Here is a 17,389-nt window from a genome sequence, read left to right on the forward strand (position 1 = left end):
GTACTTTGTGTGCTTGTGGTATGACTTCCGGGATACTCAGCCCGGATTCTGGCGGTTCACGGATGTTCCCCAAGGCGCCGGTTCAGGCGTCTACGGCAAGATACCAGCGGAGCTGCCACCTACTGGTGTCCTGCCTGTGATAGTGATGAGACTCCTGAAGATCCCCACTGTCTAGAGATGTACCGAGATGGCAGCTGGAAAACTCTTATATGGCCTCGACGAAACGCCGGCGCAGTAAAGCGTCAAAACCGAAAAGACGCTACCGCTGGTTAAAGTTCTTATTCCTGCTGGCCCTGGTGGGGGCAATGGCCCTTGCCGGCTATATGGCATACCTCGACGTACAGCTGCGGGAGCGTCTCGATAGCCGCCAGTACCAGTTGCCGGCGCGGGTTTTTGCGCGCCCTCTGGTACTGCGGGAAGGCATGGCAATGCACCCGGATGAGCTGGAAAGCGAGTTTGCCGCCCTCAACTACCGCAAACAAAAGACTCTGACGGAACCTGGCGCCTGGACACACGAGGGGATGAATTACCGGGTCTGGCGCCGGGACTTTATTCATGCCGATGGCCGTGAGCCGGCGGCTATGGTTACTTTCCGCCTGCGTAACGATGAAATTGACAACCTGCGCGATGAAGATGGGCAGCGCATCGCCGAGTTCCGCCTGGATGCCGCTAATATCGGTTCATTGCTGGGGGGCGGAGACGATCGCAACCCGGTGCGTTTCAAGGATATCCCGCCGTTGGTGGCGAATACCCTGATAGCGGTGGAAGACCAAGACTTCCTCAACCACTTCGGCATCTCTCCGCGAGGTATTGCCCGCGCAATGGTGGCGAATATCAAGGCAGGGCGCCTGGTGCAGGGCGGCTCAACCATTACTCAGCAGCTGGTTAAGAATATCTTTTTCGACCATAAGCCGAGCCTGCAGCGCAAGATCAATGAAGCCTTGATGGCGGTATTGATGGAGATTCACTACGACAAGGGTTATATCCTGCAGGAGTACATCAATGAGGTGTGGTTGGGCCAGCAGGGAGCCAGAGGTATTTATGGCTTTGGCCTGGCATCGGAGTTCTATTTCCAACAGCCGCTGGATACTCTAGAGCCCCATCAGGTCGCCCTGCTAGTGGGGCTGGCCAAGGGTGCCTCCTACTACAACCCTTGGCGCCATCCCCAGCGCGCATTGAAGCGTCGCAACACCGTTCTGGAACTGATGCGCGAGCAGGGCCTGATTACCCAGGCAGAGTTCGAGCACTACTCCGCCAAACCACTGGGTGTGGTGAAAGGCGGTGTAACCGCACAGAATCCCTACCCGGCCTTTACCGAGCGCCTGCTCTCAGAGCTGCGTCCTTATTACTCCTACGAGGAGCTGCGCACCACCGGTTTGCGGGTTTATACAACCCTTGCGCCGTCGGTGCAGAAACTCGCGGAAGAGTCCATCAGTCAAGGCGTACAGAAGTTGGAGAAAGATCGCAAAATTAAGGCGAATACTCTTCAGGCTGCCACGGTATTGCTAGATAACAACACGGGTAATGTGTTGGCCATGGTGGGAGACCGCGACCCGGATTATCCCGGCTTTAATCGAGCCCTGGAGGCGCGCCGCCAGGTGGGTTCTTTGATCAAACCGGCGGTTTTCTTAACTGCCTTGGAGCGTCCCGAAGAGTACAACCTGGCTACCTTGATCGACGATGCGCCAGTGCGAATTGAGGAAGCCGATGGCGATGTATGGATGCCGCAGAACTTCGATAAGCTCGCCCACGGTCAGGTGCCTCTCTATGTCGCCTTGGCCAAGTCTTACAATCTGGCTACTGCCCATCTGGGGCTCGATCTGGGGCTGCAGAATGTGCGTCAGACTATTCGACGCCTGGGTGTAGATACCAGTCTGCCGCATGTACCTGCAATGTTGTTAGGCGCAGTGGAGATGACGCCATTTGAGGTAGCGGGCATGTATCAGACTATCGCCAATAATGGCGAGACGGTGCAACCGCGCACTTTGATGGCTGTATCCGATGCACAGGGAGGGCGGGTACAGCACTTCCGCCCGCGCACTAATCGTGGTGTCGATCCGGTGCCCGCCTACTTGTTGCGCTGGGGGCTGGAGCAGGCGATGCGCGAAGGCACCGGGCGCAGGTCGGCCAAGCGTCTGCCCAGTAGTGTGCCCTTTGCCGGTAAGACGGGTACTACCAACAATAACCGCGACAGCTGGTTTGCAGGGTTTTCCCCTGAGGTTACCGCCGTGGTGTGGCTCGGGCGCGATGACAATGTACGCACCCGCCTAACCGGTTCTACCGGAGCTCTGCCGATCTGGACTGAAATCATGCGCAAGTTGCCCCATCAGCATGGTCCTGTCGAGGCACCGCGGGGTGTTGAGTTCAAAGAGGTGAATGCGCGCGGGCAGTTTATGGACCCGGATTACTGTCGGGGCGGCTATGAGATTCCCTTCTCCTACGAAACCCACTTGCAACCTGCGCCTGAATGTCGCGGGCGCGACCGCTGGCGCTGGTTCCGCAACCTGTTTGGCAATGAGCGCTCCGAGGCGGCTCCAAGGGAACAGATGACACCGGGTTGGGGCAATGATACAGAGCGGCGCCAATATGAAAGTGAGCGCCGCCATCAAATGCGAGAGCAGTTGCGCCGTGATGATGCCGAGACATTGGGTGGGGATTCTAGTCTGGAGCCTTTGGAGCTCCCTCGCGGACAGTCCACAGAGGTGGACTACCGAGGTGTCCCCGTTGAGGAGGCCCAGCCGGTGGGCCCCGCGCTGGAAGACCAATGGCCCTGAACCGGTGGCGCGGCGCAGGCCGCGCAAAATTTACAAGGGTTCAGCCCTGCAGTAGCTGTGCGGCCTCCTCGGCAAAATAGGTGAGGATTCCGTCGGCGCCCGCGCGCTTAAACGCCAATAGGGACTCGAGAATTACCGCCTCGCGCTGCAGCCAGCCATTTTCAAACGCGGCGCAGTGCATGGCGTACTCGCCGCTTACCTGGTAGGCAAAAGTGGGTACTCGCAGCTCTTCTTTCACCCGGCGCACGATATCCAAATAGGGCATACCGGGCTTCACCATCACCATATCCGCCCCTTCTTGTAGATCTAGGGCACACTCGTGTAAGGCTTCATCGGAATTGGCGGGGTCCATCTGGTAACTGGCTTTACTGCCTCCCTTGAGGTTACCGGCGGAGCCGACAGCATCGCGGAAGGGGCCGTAGTAGGCGGAGGCGTATTTGGCAGCATAGGACATGATCAGGGTATTGCTGTGCCCGGCGCCTTCAAGTGCTGTACGAATAGCGCCGATACGGCCGTCCATCATGTCTGACGGCGCTACCATATCCGCCCCAGCTGCGGCGTGGGACAGTGCCTGCTGTACCAGTACCTCAACCGTCTCATCATTGACGATATAGCCGCTGTGATCCATCAAGCCATCCTGACCGTGGCTGGTGAACGGGTCCAGGGCCACATCGGTAATAACCCCTAACTCCGGCACGGCATTCTTCAATTCCCGCACGGCACGTTGGGCCAGGCCATTGGCATCGTGGGCAGCGCTGGCGCAGTCGGATTTTACCGAGGGGTCCACTACGGGAAACAGCGCGACGGCGGGAATACCGAGCTGTTGCAGAGACTTGGCCTTATTGGCCAACAGGTCCACACTGAGGCGCTCGACACCGGGCATCGAAGCCACCCTCTGAGTTTCGCTGCGCCCCTCGATGACAAACAGGGGCAGGATCAGGTCGTCGCAGCTGAGCTGATTCTCCCTCACCAGTCGACGGGAAAAATCCTGCGCGCGCAGGCGGCGCAAGCGAGTGTTGGGGTAGGCTCCGCGGCCGAGATTTTGACTCATAGGGAATTACTCCGGCTATCGATAAGGCCGCAGCAATCCCGCGACCGCAATTGGCGGCCATCATATCAAATTGCCGCCACCGGTGATTTCCCTCAACTTGCTTTAGAGGCTGTTTGGCGTGGTGTGAAGAAAGGACACCAATTGCTTGCCGGCGGTTTCGATATGCGTGGCTAGCAGGGCTGCCGCTTCCTGTTCCTTCTTTTGTTGTAGGGCCTCGAGAATTGCGTAATGCTCTTTCTGGCTGGTGTTTTGGTAGTCCAGGCTACAGGATTGGTAACCAATATAGCGCTCACATTGTCTGTGCAGCTGCTCCACAGTAGCGAAAAGGGTGGGGCGCTCTGCGGCGAGGTAGATAGTGGCGTGAAATTGCCAGTTAAGACTGCCGATCTGCTCGGCTGAGAGGTTGGGGTTCCCCTCCATGGTATCGAGAATGTCTCGTGCCCGACCAAGAATTTCCCCGGTGAGTTTTTTTTGCGCAAGGGTCTGTATTAGAGGTTCCAGGCGCATACGCATCAGGTACAGATCTTCTACTTCCAACGGATCGAACTCGGGTACAGCGACACCCCGCTTGCCATGGGGCGATAGCCAGCCTTCATTTTTCAACCGCTGCAAGGCGTCCCTTATGGGAATACGACTGACCTCGTAGAGCTCGGCCAATTCAGCCTGCTTCAATGCCTGGCCTGCTGGAAAACGTCCCCGCTGTAAATCGGCTTTGATTTTCTCGTAAAGGTTCATTGGCCCTTTATTTATTATCCTGTTTGAAAAACCAATAACAGCCCAGTCCGCCGACCAGGCCCCAAAAAGCAGCGCCTATGCCCAAGAAGCTGATGCCTGAAGCGCTGACAAGAAAGGTGATTAGCGCCGCCTCACGGTTTTCTGTATCTGCGGTAGCACTCGCTAGGCAGTTGCCTAGTGTCCCAAGCAGCGCCAAGCCAGCCAGGCCGGCTATGAGTGCCTTGGGGAAATTACTGAATAATGCCACTACGGTGGCGCCGGATAATCCTACCAGAAGATAGAAGAAGCCCGCGGCAATCCCAGCCGTATAGCGTTTGTCTGGGTTGGGGTGTGCTTCGGGTCCGGTACAAATTGCCCCGGTAATCGACGCCAGGGTCAGGGTGAAGCCGCCGAAAGGAGTGAGAAGCAGGTTGGTTAATCCTGTTCCGCTGATCAGTGGAGAAACTGGCACTCGCTGATAACCACTGGCGGCCAGGGTTGCAGCCCCTGGGAGATATTGAGAAGTCATTGTGACGATAAACAATGGGATGCCGACGCTGATTAGAGTTGAGAGTTTGAATTCCGGTGTAACCCAAATGGGCTTCGCAGCCTGCCAGTGAATCTGGTCAGGTGCGAACAATTGCAGTTTCCAGCAGACAGCCACCCCACAAGCGAGTACCAAAATAATGGCGTAACGGGGTATCCAGCGCCGCCCGATGAAATAGGCCAACAACATGGCACCCACTAGTACAGGCTGGGATTGCAATGAGGTTAAAGTAGCGAGGCCGAACTGGAGCAATATGCCCGCCAGCATGGCGCCGGCAATTGGGCCGGGTACTAGCCTGGCTACTCGTTCGAAGGCTCCGGAGAGGCCTACTACAAGGGTCAGCATAGCGCTGAAAAAAAATGCACCGATGGCTTCGGCAATTGGGATACCGCTGAGACTGGTTGCTAGTAATGCTGCGCCGGGAGTCGACCATGCGGTAACAATCGGTGCGCGATAATACCAGGAGAAGATGATACCGGAGAGCCCCATCCCCAACCCCAAAGCGCCGATCCAGGAAGCAATCATCGCTTCGTCTGCGCCGGCTGTACGGGCTGCTTCAAACACAATGGCTGCGGAGCTAGTTACGGCGACCAGCACGGCGATAAAGCCAGCGCTGATCGTGGACAGGCTAGTATCGGAAAGCAAGCTTCTCAAAATGTATACCTTTTTAATTTTGTATACATTTTTGATCACTAATAACAAAAGAACAACGTTTCTGCGACAAAGCGTTGATCTACAGTGCTTGGGGGTCGTTGTGATACTGGGAGAGGGTACAGGCACCCACCCTGCGATGGATGCCTGAGAGAGAAGGGCTAGTCGAGCCGGGCGAAGACGCGTTCTGCGGCAGCGATAGTCTCTTCGATATCCTCGTCGCTATGGGCGGCGGACATAAACCCGGCCTCATAGGAAGCGGGTGCCAGGTATACGCCTTCCTCAAGCATTCCGTGGAAGAATTGATTAAAGCGCTCGTTATTACAGGCCATTACCTGCTGGTAATTGGTGACTTGGGGTTCTTCGGTAAAGAAGAATCCGAACATACTGCCGGCTTTATTGGCGGTGATGGGAATACCGGCCTTTTTACCTGCGGCCAAGATACCTTCTACCAGACGATCTGTTCTGGCTACTAAAGGCTCATAGAAGCCGGCTTCCTCCACTAAACGTAAAGTTTCGAGGCCCGCAACCATGGCCACGGGATTGCCGGATAAAGTGCCGGCCTGATAAACCGGTCCCAGGGGGGCGATTTGCTCCATAATTTCGCGTTTTCCACCGAAGGCGCCTACCGGCATGCCTCCGCCGATAACCTTACCTAGGGTGGTCAGGTCCGCCTCGATACCGAAGTGGCCCTGGGCTCCGGTAAGGCTTACACGGAAGCCCGTCATTACTTCGTCGAGAATCAGCAGGGCGCCGTGCTGGTCGCAGACTTCGCGCAATGTCTCAAGGAAACCGGGGACTGGAGGAATACAGTTCATATTGCCGGCAACGGGTTCTACGATAATACAGGCAATTTGGTCGCCAATTTCATCGAAGCAGGCGCGCACGCCGTCAGCATCGTTATAGCTCAGGGTAATCGTGTGGTCGGCCAGGGCGGCAGGAACACCGGGAGAGGAGGGCACGCCCATGGTTAGGGCTCCAGAGCCGGCTTTGACCAGTAGTGAGTCGGAATGACCGTGGTAGCAGCCCTCAAACTTCACAATTTTATCGCGCCCGGTGAAGCCGCGAGCGAGGCGGATAGCGCTCATGGTGGCTTCGGTACCGGAGTTGACGAAGCGCACTAGGTCCATATTGGGCCACAGGCGGCAGAGCTCCTCGGCAAGCTCGGTTTCCAGCTCGGTGGGGGCACCGAAGCTGAGGCCTGACTGGGCCTGCTCCACAACCGCTTCAATCACTTCCGGGTGCGCATGACCCAACACCATCGGGCCCCAGGACTGTACATAGTCGATATAACGCTTATCGTCCGCATCGAAGAGGTAGGCGCCTTCGGCGCGACGGATAAACAGAGGGGTGCCGCCCACAGCGCGGAAAGCGCGCACCGGTGAGTTAACGCCGCCGGGGATGAATTGCTGGGCTTCAGCAAAGAGCTGCTCGGATTTACTCATAGAATTCATTCAGAAATTACGAAAAAGGCCAAGAATCAGCGGCCATTATCAGGGTGTGAGGCTCTAAGGACAATGCGTGAAGAGTCAGGGCGCAGTAGGGGAGGCTGGCTGGTAAGTCGCACCGACCTTAGTGTCGGTGCGGATCCTATTGTGCAATGAGGAGAGGAGTGCCCTAGCGCTCACACCAGAATAAGCGGTTGGGAATCGGCCGTCCCATCCCCAGACGACGGCTGTCGCGGATGGCGCTCCAAGCGTATTGCTGGCTGCGGCTCACTGTCTCGGTGATGGTCAGGCCGTGGGCGATATGACAGGCGATAGCGGTGGCGAGGGTGCCGCAGACCCCATAGGCTGCAGGCGGCAACCGCTCCCAGTGGAATTCACGGATCAGGCCGCGTTCATCGTAGAGGCGATTCTGCAGTTGTTGCTCATGCGGTACTCCGGTGAGTAGCAGGTAGCGACAACCGCTTTCCAACAATTCCTGGGCCATAGCATCATGGGTGTCGGCCTCTACTGCCATGGCGCGCGCCTCACGGCGGTTGGGGCAGACCATGGTGGCATAGGGCAATAACAGAGAGGTCATGGCCTCCCAAAGAGGTGGGGCCAGTACACTTTCTTTATCGGCCAGGGTGGCATCTGGGTCGATAATGACTGGAACGTCCGGGTAGTCGCGCAGCACGCTGTGCAATGCCCGCACATTTTCCACCGAACCGAGATAACCAACCTTGATAGCCGCTATCGGCATATCTTCAAGGACCGTGCGGGCCTGCTCAATTAAAAGGCTGTCATCCACTGGCGCTACGCCGAGCAGTTCCCCGGTATTGCAGACGCTGATGGCGGAGACGACGGAGGCTGCATGGCAGCCCAAACTGACGGCCGTTTCTGTATCTGCGCCTATTCCTGCGCTGCCACTGGGGTCGTGGTGGGTGACGGTCAAAATAATGGGCTGCGGTGTATCCATAAAAGATCTACATGACTGCCAATTGCTGTGCGCCTAATTTTAGTTCCTGTAAGCCCCACATAAAGAATGATTTTGCGCCAAATTAAAATGGCTTCACAACGGCCAAAATTACAATGGCGAATAGAGCCACTGTTGGAACCTCATTAAAGATACGGAAGTAACGCCCGCTGCGGGTATTGGTGCCCTGGGCGAACTTACGAACGTAGGCGCCACACATATGATGATAGGCCAGGAGCAATACAACGAAGGTGAGTTTCGCGTGCATCCAGCCGGCTGAGGTGTAGTAGCTGGGATTCAAGCTGTACAGCCAAATACCCAGGCCGACGGTGGCGAGCATGGCCGGAATGGCGATCCCCCGATACAGTCGCCGTTCCATGATGCAGAAACGATCGCGGCTAAGGGCGTCGGTAGCATCTACGTGGTAGACGAAAAGACGCGGTAAATAAAACAGCGCGGCAAACCAACATACCATGGCAATAATGTGAAAAGCCTTGATCCACAACATGGAATATCCCCTCAAAAATAAAAACGGAAACGATTATTTCCGGTAAAAGTTATCGATCTGTAGCGGCAGAATAATGCCCGCGATGCGATTGTCCAGAGAACCGCTCTGATGGCGGCTGATGTAGAGAGCGTCAGCACCGGTTTTTTTCAGTTCCTGCTGGGCCTCCAACATAGTTGCCCGCCAATTTAATTCCGCCATTTGTTTGCGCTCACCGGGAATTTTTAACAAATCAATAGTTGCTGCTTTTTCCCCGATTTTTTGTTCGTGCTCAACAAGAGACTCTTCACTTCCCTCCTCTCCACTGCCCTGGAGGAATGTAGCCAAGTCAGCGGCGCGTAAGAGTTCAGGCGGTTTTTCATTAGATAGGTCGATCAATATCCATTGGGGGTGTTGTGCGATGTAACTCTGTGCCTGCTCTACAGTAATTTCCTGTTGAGCAACAATAAAACGCCGATCCATTTGACTTGCAACACCCACACCACTGAGCATCTGCTGACGCCAGGTTGGGGTACCGGCCTTGTCTAATGCACGCAGTGTCTCCAGGTAAATTCCCTGGGTGCCGAAAAATTGTCGACTGATCAAGGTGGCCACCACGATCATCATCATGCCTGGGAACAGCACATTGGGGTTGTAGGTCAATTCGAGAATAGCGAGTAGGGCGGCGAGGGGTGCGTTGAGCATGGCAGCCATCATTGCTGCCATACCCACCATGGCGTAAAAGCCAGGGCTCGCGGTGTGCTCACCCAGCCACATATTGGCAAGGCCGCCGGCGATGCCACCGAGACAGGCACCGAGGATCAGGCTGGGTCCAATTACGCCTCCGGGAATACCCAACCCGGACCCCAGAGCGGTGGCAACCAGCTTGGCCGCAACAATAACCACCAAAGTGTTTACGCCCAACTCTCCCAGCATGGCCATTTGCAATGTGTCGTAGCCCCCACCGAGAATTTCTGGGACCCAGATTCCGATGGTGCCTGTCACCAGTCCGACCACTAAAAAACGCAATAGTGGGGATCGATTATTCTGCTTGGTGAGTTTGCGGTGGGCCAGTATGAAAAGTGCAGCCAGAAAGCCGATAGCCAGTGCACACAAAAATAAAATTGGCAATTCGGCCAGGGAGTTGAGATGGATTGCCGGCACATTAAAGTCTGGTTCGCGCCCAAAAGTGAGCTGGGTGATTGCGCTCCCAGTTACCGCCGCCAACATAACCGGTAAAAAACCGGCCACGGAATATTCCAGCATTACCACTTCCATAGCGAATACCACACCGGCCAGGGGGGTGTTGAAAGAAGCGGCAATCGCGGCGGCAACACCACAGCCGAGCAGGTTGCGCGCAGAATTATTGGGTAGTCGCAGTGTACGGGCTAACCAGCTACCGCTGGCGGCACCCAGATGTACGGCTGGGCCTTCTCGCCCGACCGAATGCCCGCTAATTAGGGCGATGGCACCGGCGAAAAATTGCAGTATTGCGTTGGATATCGGCATATTGCCCTGGTGGTTATAGAGACGGTCGAGCACATGCACTACACCGACGTCGTAGCGCTTGGGACTGAGCGCCAGGTAAATAACCCCGATGAGTAGAGAGCCGATTATCGGTAGGGCAAACCGCCACTGTGGCGGCAACGACTCATAATTTTGGGGGACTGAAAGAAAAAAAGTTGTCGGCCACTCCATAGCAAAACGGAATAACACTGTGACTCCACCGGCGAGTGCTCCGGTAATCAAAGCCATGCCAAGCAGTGGTGCCAGGGCTTCCCGGGCAGAGAGTTGCAGGCGGATCTGTTCCAGGCCGTTTGTCTTTGGTAAGTAACGGCTCAGGGTGCTTTTAAGTGAAATCCTGGGGCGCTGTGACACCGCACATCCTTCAAGGTCCGGGGCTTGTGTTAGAGTGCTTGGCTGATTTTATGATTATCGTCTCAATTGACGAATTTATCGGGAGAGTTTTGCAAGGTGATTAAGGTAGCAATTGTCGGAGGCACCGGCTACACGGGAGTGGAACTGCTGCGGATTTTGGCGACACATCCTCAGGTAAAGGTAACCGCAATCACCTCACGATCCCTGAAGGGCACACCTGTCGCAGAATTATTTCCCAGTCTGCGTGGTCATTATGACCTGGCTTTTTGTGAACCGAATGTTGAGCAGCTGGCTAGCTGTGATCTTGTATTTTTTGCGACTCCCCATGGAGTTGCACAAGCGCAGGTGCCGGCGCTGATTGAACGCGGCGTGCGGGTGGTCGACCTCTCCGCTGATTTTCGTCTCAAGGATATTCCCTCCTGGGAAGCCTGGTACGGTCAACAGCACGCAGCTCCGGCCTTGGCCAAGGAGGCGGTTTACGGGTTACCCGAAGTCAACCGCGCCGATATTGCAGCTGCGCAACTGGTGGCTTGTCCCGGTTGCTATCCCACTGCGATTCAGTTGGGCTGGATCCCTCTAGTGGAAGCGGGGGTAGTGGAACCATCAGAACTGATTGCCAGTGCGGCCAGTGGTGCTAGTGGTGCCGGGCGTCAGGCCAAGACCGATCTAATTCTGGCGGAAAATAGCGATAATTTCCGTGCCTACTCCGCTGCGGGCCATCGCCATTTACCAGAGATTGAGCAGGGGCTGCGGAATATACAACCACTCGGTGCCAACCCAGTAAAGGTGACATTTGTGCCGCACCTACTTCCTATGGTCAGGGGCATCCACGCCACACTTTTTGCTAAAACCAGCTCCTCAGCGAGCCTGTCGCCAAGTGAATTGCAGATGCTATTTGAGCAGCGCTACAAAGATGAGCCCTTTGTGGATGTATTGCCGGCTGGAAGTCACCCTCAAACCCGTAGTGTGCGCGGAACAAATATGTGCAGGATTTCCGTGATGCAGCCTCAGGATCGGGATACCCTGGTGGTAATGTCGGTGATCGACAATCTTGCCAAGGGTGCCTCGGCTCAGGCGGTCCAAAATATGAACATTATGTTTGGCTTAACTGAGACGTTGGGCTTGGAGAGCCCTGCGCTGCTGCCTTAAAATCAAAAAATTACGACAACCGGCAACTCCGGTTTGGCCCCAGCGAATTTTATGGAGCTCAAAGTGAAAGGCAGCAAGCAGTACCGTATGAAAGTGGTGCCTCATCGCCCCTTCTCTGGCGTGATTGCGGTAGGTGGAGTCACCTTGTTGGTTTTGGTCACCGCTGCTGGCTCTTATTTTGCGGGCCAATACCATCTACGTAAAAACCTCGATGAAAAGACTCTGGAGTACACCCGGGTGCTGGAGAAACTTGAGGCGCTTAATAGCGAGAATGAAGCGTTGCGCCTGCGTGCAGCTACCGCCGAGCAGTCTTTGGTAATCGGTGAGCAGGCCAGTGAAGCGGTGCGAACTGAGTTGGTACAGAAAGAGAGTCAGATTGCCGAGCTGAAGCAGGAAATCTCTTTTTATCGAGGGGTCATGGCGCCAGCAGAAGGAGGGGAAGGGGTTTCAATTGGACGTTTTATTCTCTCCCAGACTGCTGATGCGCGCAGCTATCAGTACAAGCTGCAAGTGCAGCAGTCGGCAGCGCGCCGCAATGTAATCAAGGGGGCTGCCACTTTTACAGTTGTGGGTCGTCAAGATGGTGAGCCAATGCGCTACGCCCTCAAAGACTTATCGGAGCAGGTGGATACAGAGTCTATACCGCTGCGTTTTAAATATTTTCAGAACATTGAGGGTGAGTTGAGCCTACCGGAAGGATTTATTCCAGAGGGTGTGGAGCTGTCGCTCAAATCCAGTGGGCGCACGGGTTTCAATATTGAACAGCGCTACGGCTGGTTGGTACAGAAAAGCTAGCATTGATGCCAAAGGCATGAGGTTTTAGGGATTATGTTAAGAAAAAAAGAGAAGCACGTAACTATGGCCAGCACTGGTAGTAACCATACCACTCTGATCGCGCGCCAGACGGAAGTCACCGGCGATATACACTTTCGCGGTAACCTGGTAATCGAGGGCAAAGTAAAGGGCAATGTTTCCGCTCATAGCGACAGCGATGCCCGCTTGCAGATTGTCGAGGGTGGCGTTATAGAGGGAGAAATCCGCGTGCCCCAGGTGGTCATCAATGGTAATGTGAGTGGAGATGTATTTGCTGCCCGCCATTTGGAGTTGGCATCCAAGGCGATGGTAGAGGGCAATGTACACTACAAGTTGATTGAGATGATGAAAGGTGCCCAGGTCAATGGCGCCTTGGTTTCCAATGCCGACCTCAGTTCTGCGGGTGAGCCCCCTATGATTGGGTATTCCGAAGACGAGACGGTGATAGAAGCCTCATAAACTAAACCTTAAATTACTGCCCCAGTTCTCACTGATGCTGGGGTCTGTTGTGCCAAATACTTGACTGATTTGCTGGGTTTAAGCAAGATGACGCCCCCGAGGCTGTGCTCAGTATGGTTTTTATACGAGCTGCGAACGTCCCGATGAGTTGAGAGAGACTTATGTCAGAAGCTGTATCCTTTTCTCCTGCACCACTAGTGGTCACCGATAAAGCGGTGGCTAAGGTCAAGAGCCTGTTGGAAGAGGAGGGCAACCCGGAATTAAAGCTCAGGGTCTTTGTAACCGGTGGCGGCTGCTCTGGATTCCAGTACGGTTTTACCTTCGATGAACTGGTTGCCGAAGACGATGCCATTATCGAAAAGGATGGTATCCAGGTACTGGTTGATGCGATGAGCTACCCCTATTTAGTGGGTGCCAATGTGGACTACGAGGAGGGGCTGGCTGGTTCCCGATTTGTGGTGCAAAACCCCAATGCCTCTTCGACCTGTGGCTGCGGCTCATCTTTCTCAATCTGAGCCGCTCGTCAGCTAGCCGCTTAAGGGGGATAGATAGCCCCTAGCACGGCTTCTTTTTTTGCTCCGGTCACACCGGGGCAATTACCGGGCAGGCCGAGTAATGTCTGCCGTGCCAGCCAGGCAAAGCCCACTGCCTCAAGCCAATCGGCATCAATACCATAGGTGCCGGTATCGGCAATCGACCAAGTGGGCAACCGCCTCTGCAACCTGGATAACAAATCCTTATTCCTGGCCCCGCCACCGCATATTAGCAACTCTCCACCATCAGCAAATGAATGCACGGCTTCAGCAATACTCGCAGCGGTAACTTCCGATAGAGTTGCCTGTACGTCTGCGGGAGCTAGCTCTAGCCCAGCCAGGGCCTGTTCTAGCCAGTTGGCATTGAAAGTTTCACGCCCAGTGCTCTTGGGAGGCTCAGCGGAAAAGTAGGGGGCTGACATCAAACGATTGAGCAACTCGGGACTTACGCGTCCGCTGGCTGCCCAGCCGCCGTCCCGATCGAAAGGTTGTTTTTTGTGCAGACCTACCCAGTAATCCAGTAGGGCATTGCCGGGGCCAGTATCGTAACCACAAATGCTGCCATCGGCTTTCAGCTCGGTGATATTGGCCATGCCGCCAATATTGACAACGGCACGGTTGCCTTCGGTTTTGAATGCGGCGCGGTGGAAGGCGGGCATCAATGGTGCCCCTTGGCCTCCCAGGGCCATATCGCGTCGACGAAAATCTGCGATAGTGCTGATACCCGTCAGTGCCGCAATGGTGTTGGGGTCGCCCAACTGTAGGGTAAAGGGGGAGCTAACGGTGCCGGGTGGCCGGTGCCTGACAGTTTGTCCGTGGCTGCCGACTGCGGTGACATCGCTCGGTTCTATACCGGCACGAGCTAATAGGGTATTCGTAGCCTCGGCAAATACTTGGCCGAGCTGTCGATCCAGCTGTCCCGCACGGTCTAATTCTGAGGGACCTGGAGAGCATAGAGCGAGGATGGCACTGCGCAATGAAGGGTGGATAGGGTGGCTTAGAGCTGCCAGGATGCGCGGCTTGATTTTCTCTTCGCCGCCAAAGTCGACCAGTACCGCGTCGATAGCATCGACGCTGGTACCGGACATCAGGCCGATAAAAAGATCGGACATAAAAATAGTGCTTGTTTAGTTGTCGTCTTCGAGTTTTGCCAGGGCGGGGCCCTGATAATTTTCCAGCTTAGCCAGCAGCGGTTGGGTTTGGTTTTTAAAGCGCGTCATTTCCGCTGAGGGCACAGACTTGGCCTTGGGCAGTTTACGCACGATCGTGGCCGGGTTGCGGTGTCTGCCGTCCACCAGGAATTCATAGTGCAGGTGAGGGCCGGTGGCATAGCCAGTAGAGCCGACAGTGCCAATAACCTGGCGCTGTTTTACTCGTTGGCCTCTCTTCACTTTACGCTTTGTTAGGTGCAAATAGCGGGTAACGTAGCGTTCGCCATGCTGAATAAACACATAGTTGCCATTGGGCTTACTGTAGCCGGATGCAATGACTCGGCCGTCGCCCGTTGAGTAAACTGGAGTGCCGCGCGGAGCAGCATAATCGGTACCGTTGTGAGGACGACGCGACTTGAACACTGGATGTAGACGGCGAGGATTAAAGTGTGAGCTGATACGCACTATATCCAATGGCGTGCGAATAAACGCCTTGCGCATGCTTTTACCTTCAGGTGTGAAGTAATTGGCATCGCCACTACTATCGACATAGCGAACTGCGCTGTAAGTATTTCCCTGATTGGTAAAGCTGACGGCGAGAATAGGACCATTGCCGATTTTCTCTCCGTCGAGGAATTTTTCTTCAAACATCACACTGAAACTGTCGCCTTTGCGAATATCCAGTGCGAAATCGATATCCGAGCTGAAGACATCGGCCATTTCCATGATCAGGCTATCGCTCAAACCGGCATCACTACCGGCAACAAATAATGAGCTATCAATTTGTCCCTGGCGATAAGCTGGATGGCTGTCGGGTTCACGCTGGACTAAATCGTGTTGGAACCTGCTTTCCGCATCGCGGGTAAATCTGACCTGGCTGAGTTGGTCTTTTTGCAGCGCTAAACCCTGCAATTTTCCATCCGCATTGACTGTAAAGGTCAATTCTTCGCCAGGATTAAGTCGCGCTAATTTTTTCGCTTCTTTGCCACTACCCAGTAGCTGATACATCTCTCCGGCGCTTACTTTGGCGCGCTTAAACAGATCGGATAGAGTGTCACCATTACGTACGGTCAAGCTTAATGACTGTACTTTAGCCACAGCCGCTGTGGCTAATGCAATACCTTGCTCGGGAGCAACTTTCTCAACATGCACGGGTTGCTGATCGGTCACGGTCTCTTCAGTTGAAGATAAATTGACGGGAAGCGGCATACGCTTGGCTTCCACTTCCGGCGTTGGAATAAAAACTGCCAACACCAGCACACAGGCCGCGGCACTAGCCGTGAGCGCATGTACGCGGGGAAAATGTTTGGGCAAGGCGCCTATACGGACACGGGATGTCGGTTTGCGATGATTCTGCATGGTATTAACGGGCGGCGCCGGCTGTGGTTGTTATCTGCGCTTGGAGTAATGAGTGTTTAAAAAACAGGCATTGAAGAGACTTTATAGCAAAAAAGCCGCCTGGGTTCACTGGGTAATTGACCCATATCTCCATGAATTAGTTCCTCAGCACTTATTTCATCATTTCAGTGGGGCTATAAGGCCCGCTTGTATTTGCCAAAAAGTTCGGTAATGTTGCAGCGCATTTTGCCGCCGCCCGGTGGCGCTATTTTCAAGCCTAAATATGAGGGGAAAGCATGGCTGGGGTCGACATGACACTGCTTGAAGACTTGGACCGTCGCGGATTAATCAATCAGGCGACTGGTGACGGCGAACTTACGCAGCATTTGTCTGAGAGCCGAACCCTTTATTGTGGCTTTGATCCCACCGCAGACTCCCTTCATATAGGCAGTCTAGTACCGTTGTTGACTTTGAAGAGGTTTCAGGCGGCAGGTCACCAACCGATTGCTTTGGTGGGCGGTGCTACCGGATTAATCGGGGATCCGTCTTTTAAAGCCCAAGAGCGCAGTCTGAATACCCCGGATGTGGTTGCCGGCTGGGTTGAGAAGTTGAAGAACCAAGTTTCTCAGTTTATCGATTTTGACTGTGGTGAAAACAGCGCACTGGTAGCGAATAATCTGGACTGGACACGTGAGTTGAACGTGCTCGACTTTCTACGTGACGTGGGAAAACATTTCTCAGTCAATAATATGGTGAATAAAGAGTCGGTTAAGCAGCGCATTCAGAGGGAGGGAGAAGGTATCTCCTTTACTGAATTTTCCTATATGTTGCTGCAGTCCATGGATTTTTCCGAACTGTACAAACGCAATAGTTGCACGTTGCAGATCGGCGGTTCCGACCAGTGGGGTAATATTACCGGCGGTGTTGATCTGACCCGTCGCCAGCACCGCGGTAAAGTTTATGGTTTGACCTTGCCATTAGTGACCAAGGCGGATGGTACCAAGTTTGGTAAAACGGAAAGCGGTACTATCTGGCTTGACCCCAAACGTACTAGCCCCTATGCCTTTTACCAATTCTGGCTGAATACCGCCGATGCGGATGTCTATAAATTCCTGCGTTACTTCACCTTTTTGAGTGTCGATGAAATTGAAGCCATTGAGCAGGCTGATGGTGAGCGAGCCGGTAAGCCCGAGGCTCAGAGTATTTTGTCTCGAGAAGTAACCCGTCTAGTACATGGTGAAGAGGGGTTGGCTGCAGCTGAGCGTATTTCTCGGGCGCTCTTCTCAGGGGATATTGCAGATTTATCCGCCAGTGATTTGGAACAACTTCGCCTCGATGGCCTACCCTCATCTGCACTTCCAAAAGATTTTGGTGAGCAGAGTCTGATCAACATACTAGTGGATGCAGGTATGGCGCCTTCAGGTAAGCCGGTGAAAGATGCCTTGGG

The 17,389-nt window shown here is 54.6% G+C and carries 15 protein-coding genes (1 of these 15 only partly in view); 6 read left to right on the forward strand and 9 right to left on the reverse strand.

Features of this window, described 5'->3' with window-relative positions; all coding sequences use genetic code 11:
- Positions 1–209: 209 nt before the first annotated feature.
- Complete coding sequence (gene mrcB / locus MJO52_RS02305; protein ID WP_252084383.1) at positions 210–2,774, forward strand: penicillin-binding protein 1B; 2,565 nt, start codon at positions 210–212, stop codon at positions 2,772–2,774.
- Between the two features lie 40 nt (positions 2,775–2,814).
- On the opposite strand, the gene hemB is transcribed toward mrcB, so the two are convergent.
- The 7 genes from hemB to MJO52_RS02340 form a co-directional block, all read right to left on the reverse strand.
- A complete protein-coding gene (gene hemB, locus MJO52_RS02310) occupies positions 2,815–3,825 on the reverse strand; it encodes a porphobilinogen synthase (protein ID WP_252084384.1) in 1,011 nt (336 codons plus the stop codon).
- A 102-nt stretch (positions 3,826–3,927) separates the two neighbouring features.
- Complete coding sequence (locus MJO52_RS02315) at positions 3,928–4,560, reverse strand: GntR family transcriptional regulator (RefSeq protein ID WP_252084385.1); 633 nt, start codon at positions 4,558–4,560, stop codon at positions 3,928–3,930.
- Between the two features lie 7 nt (positions 4,561–4,567).
- On the reverse strand, positions 4,568–5,740 hold the full coding sequence (locus tag MJO52_RS02320) for a benzoate/H(+) symporter BenE family transporter (RefSeq protein WP_252084386.1): 1,173 nt from the start codon (positions 5,738–5,740) through the stop codon (positions 4,568–4,570).
- 158 nt (positions 5,741–5,898) lie between these two features.
- Positions 5,899–7,182 carry a glutamate-1-semialdehyde 2,1-aminomutase gene (gene hemL / locus MJO52_RS02325; RefSeq protein WP_252084387.1) on the reverse strand — a complete coding sequence of 428 codons (1,284 nt, stop codon included), beginning with the start codon at positions 7,180–7,182 and terminating at the stop codon, positions 5,899–5,901.
- Positions 7,183–7,354: 172 nt separating this feature from the next.
- Positions 7,355–8,140, reverse strand: coding sequence for a bifunctional hydroxymethylpyrimidine kinase/phosphomethylpyrimidine kinase (gene thiD / locus MJO52_RS02330; RefSeq protein ID WP_252084388.1), 786 nt, complete (start codon positions 8,138–8,140; stop codon positions 7,355–7,357).
- A gap of 82 nt (positions 8,141–8,222) precedes the next feature.
- Positions 8,223–8,645, reverse strand: coding sequence for a protoporphyrinogen oxidase HemJ (gene hemJ, locus MJO52_RS02335; protein WP_252084389.1), 423 nt, complete (start codon positions 8,643–8,645; stop codon positions 8,223–8,225).
- A 33-nt stretch (positions 8,646–8,678) separates the two neighbouring features.
- The gene (locus MJO52_RS02340) at positions 8,679–10,499 is read right to left on the reverse strand and encodes a chloride channel protein (RefSeq protein ID WP_252084390.1); all 1,821 of its coding nucleotides are present in this window, start codon (positions 10,497–10,499) and stop codon (positions 8,679–8,681) included.
- A gap of 96 nt (positions 10,500–10,595) precedes the next feature.
- Here MJO52_RS02340 and argC point away from each other — a divergent pair, with 96 nt between their 5' ends.
- The 4 genes from argC (at position 10,596) to erpA (ending at position 13,435) form a co-directional block, all read left to right on the forward strand.
- Positions 10,596–11,648, forward strand: a complete 1,053-nt coding sequence (gene argC / locus MJO52_RS02345; protein ID WP_252084391.1) for an N-acetyl-gamma-glutamyl-phosphate reductase — start codon at positions 10,596–10,598, stop codon at positions 11,646–11,648.
- Between the two features lie 63 nt (positions 11,649–11,711).
- On the forward strand, positions 11,712–12,443 hold the full coding sequence (locus MJO52_RS02350) for a DUF6776 family protein (protein ID WP_252084392.1): 732 nt from the start codon (positions 11,712–11,714) through the stop codon (positions 12,441–12,443).
- A 33-nt stretch (positions 12,444–12,476) separates the two neighbouring features.
- Positions 12,477–12,920, forward strand: a complete 444-nt coding sequence (locus MJO52_RS02355; protein ID WP_252084393.1) for a bactofilin family protein — start codon at positions 12,477–12,479, stop codon at positions 12,918–12,920.
- Between the two features lie 161 nt (positions 12,921–13,081).
- The gene (erpA, locus tag MJO52_RS02360) at positions 13,082–13,435 is read left to right on the forward strand and encodes an iron-sulfur cluster insertion protein ErpA (RefSeq protein ID WP_020411471.1); all 354 of its coding nucleotides are present in this window, start codon (positions 13,082–13,084) and stop codon (positions 13,433–13,435) included.
- Positions 13,436–13,455: 20 nt separating this feature from the next.
- On the opposite strand, the gene MJO52_RS02365 is transcribed toward erpA, so the two are convergent.
- Entirely contained in the window at positions 13,456–14,565 is a 1,110-nt protein-coding gene (locus MJO52_RS02365; RefSeq protein WP_252084394.1) for an anhydro-N-acetylmuramic acid kinase, read from the reverse strand.
- Between the two features lie 15 nt (positions 14,566–14,580).
- The gene (locus MJO52_RS02370) at positions 14,581–15,963 is read right to left on the reverse strand and encodes a peptidoglycan DD-metalloendopeptidase family protein (RefSeq protein WP_252084395.1); all 1,383 of its coding nucleotides are present in this window, start codon (positions 15,961–15,963) and stop codon (positions 14,581–14,583) included.
- 275 nt (positions 15,964–16,238) lie between these two features.
- Between MJO52_RS02370 and tyrS the strand changes: the two genes are divergently transcribed.
- Positions 16,239–17,389 carry the 5' portion of a tyrosine--tRNA ligase gene (gene tyrS / locus MJO52_RS02375; RefSeq protein WP_286036998.1) on the forward strand. It continues 154 nt past the right edge of the window, so the window shows 1,151 of its 1,305 coding nt (coding positions 1–1,151); it begins with the start codon at positions 16,239–16,241; its stop codon lies off the right edge, out of view.

The sequence above is a fragment of the Microbulbifer variabilis genome (assembly GCF_023716485.1).
Lineage (GTDB): Bacteria > Pseudomonadota > Gammaproteobacteria > Pseudomonadales > Cellvibrionaceae > Microbulbifer > Microbulbifer variabilis_B.

Bases quoted from the DNA above. Each gene is read 5' to 3' on its own strand.
- hemJ (WP_252084389.1), bottom strand. From the start codon at position 8,645: ATGTTGTGGATCAAGGCTTTTCACATTATTGCCATGGTATGTTGGTTT.
- thiD (WP_252084388.1), bottom strand. From the start codon at position 8,140: ATGGATACACCGCAGCCCATTATTTTGACCGTCACCCACCACGACCCC.
- mrcB (WP_252084383.1), top strand. From the start codon at position 210: ATGGCCTCGACGAAACGCCGGCGCAGTAAAGCGTCAAAACCGAAAAGA.
- hemL (WP_252084387.1), bottom strand. From the start codon at position 7,182: ATGAGTAAATCCGAGCAGCTCTTTGCTGAAGCCCAGCAATTCATCCCC.
- MJO52_RS02315 (WP_252084385.1), bottom strand. From the start codon at position 4,560: ATGAACCTTTACGAGAAAATCAAAGCCGATTTACAGCGGGGACGTTTT.
- MJO52_RS02355 (WP_252084393.1), top strand. From the start codon at position 12,477: ATGTTAAGAAAAAAAGAGAAGCACGTAACTATGGCCAGCACTGGTAGT.
- MJO52_RS02370 (WP_252084395.1), bottom strand. From the start codon at position 15,963: ATGCAGAATCATCGCAAACCGACATCCCGTGTCCGTATAGGCGCCTTG.
- erpA (WP_020411471.1), top strand. From the start codon at position 13,082: ATGTCAGAAGCTGTATCCTTTTCTCCTGCACCACTAGTGGTCACCGAT.
- hemB (WP_252084384.1), bottom strand. From the start codon at position 3,825: ATGAGTCAAAATCTCGGCCGCGGAGCCTACCCCAACACTCGCTTGCGC.
- MJO52_RS02365 (WP_252084394.1), bottom strand. From the start codon at position 14,565: ATGTCCGATCTTTTTATCGGCCTGATGTCCGGTACCAGCGTCGATGCT.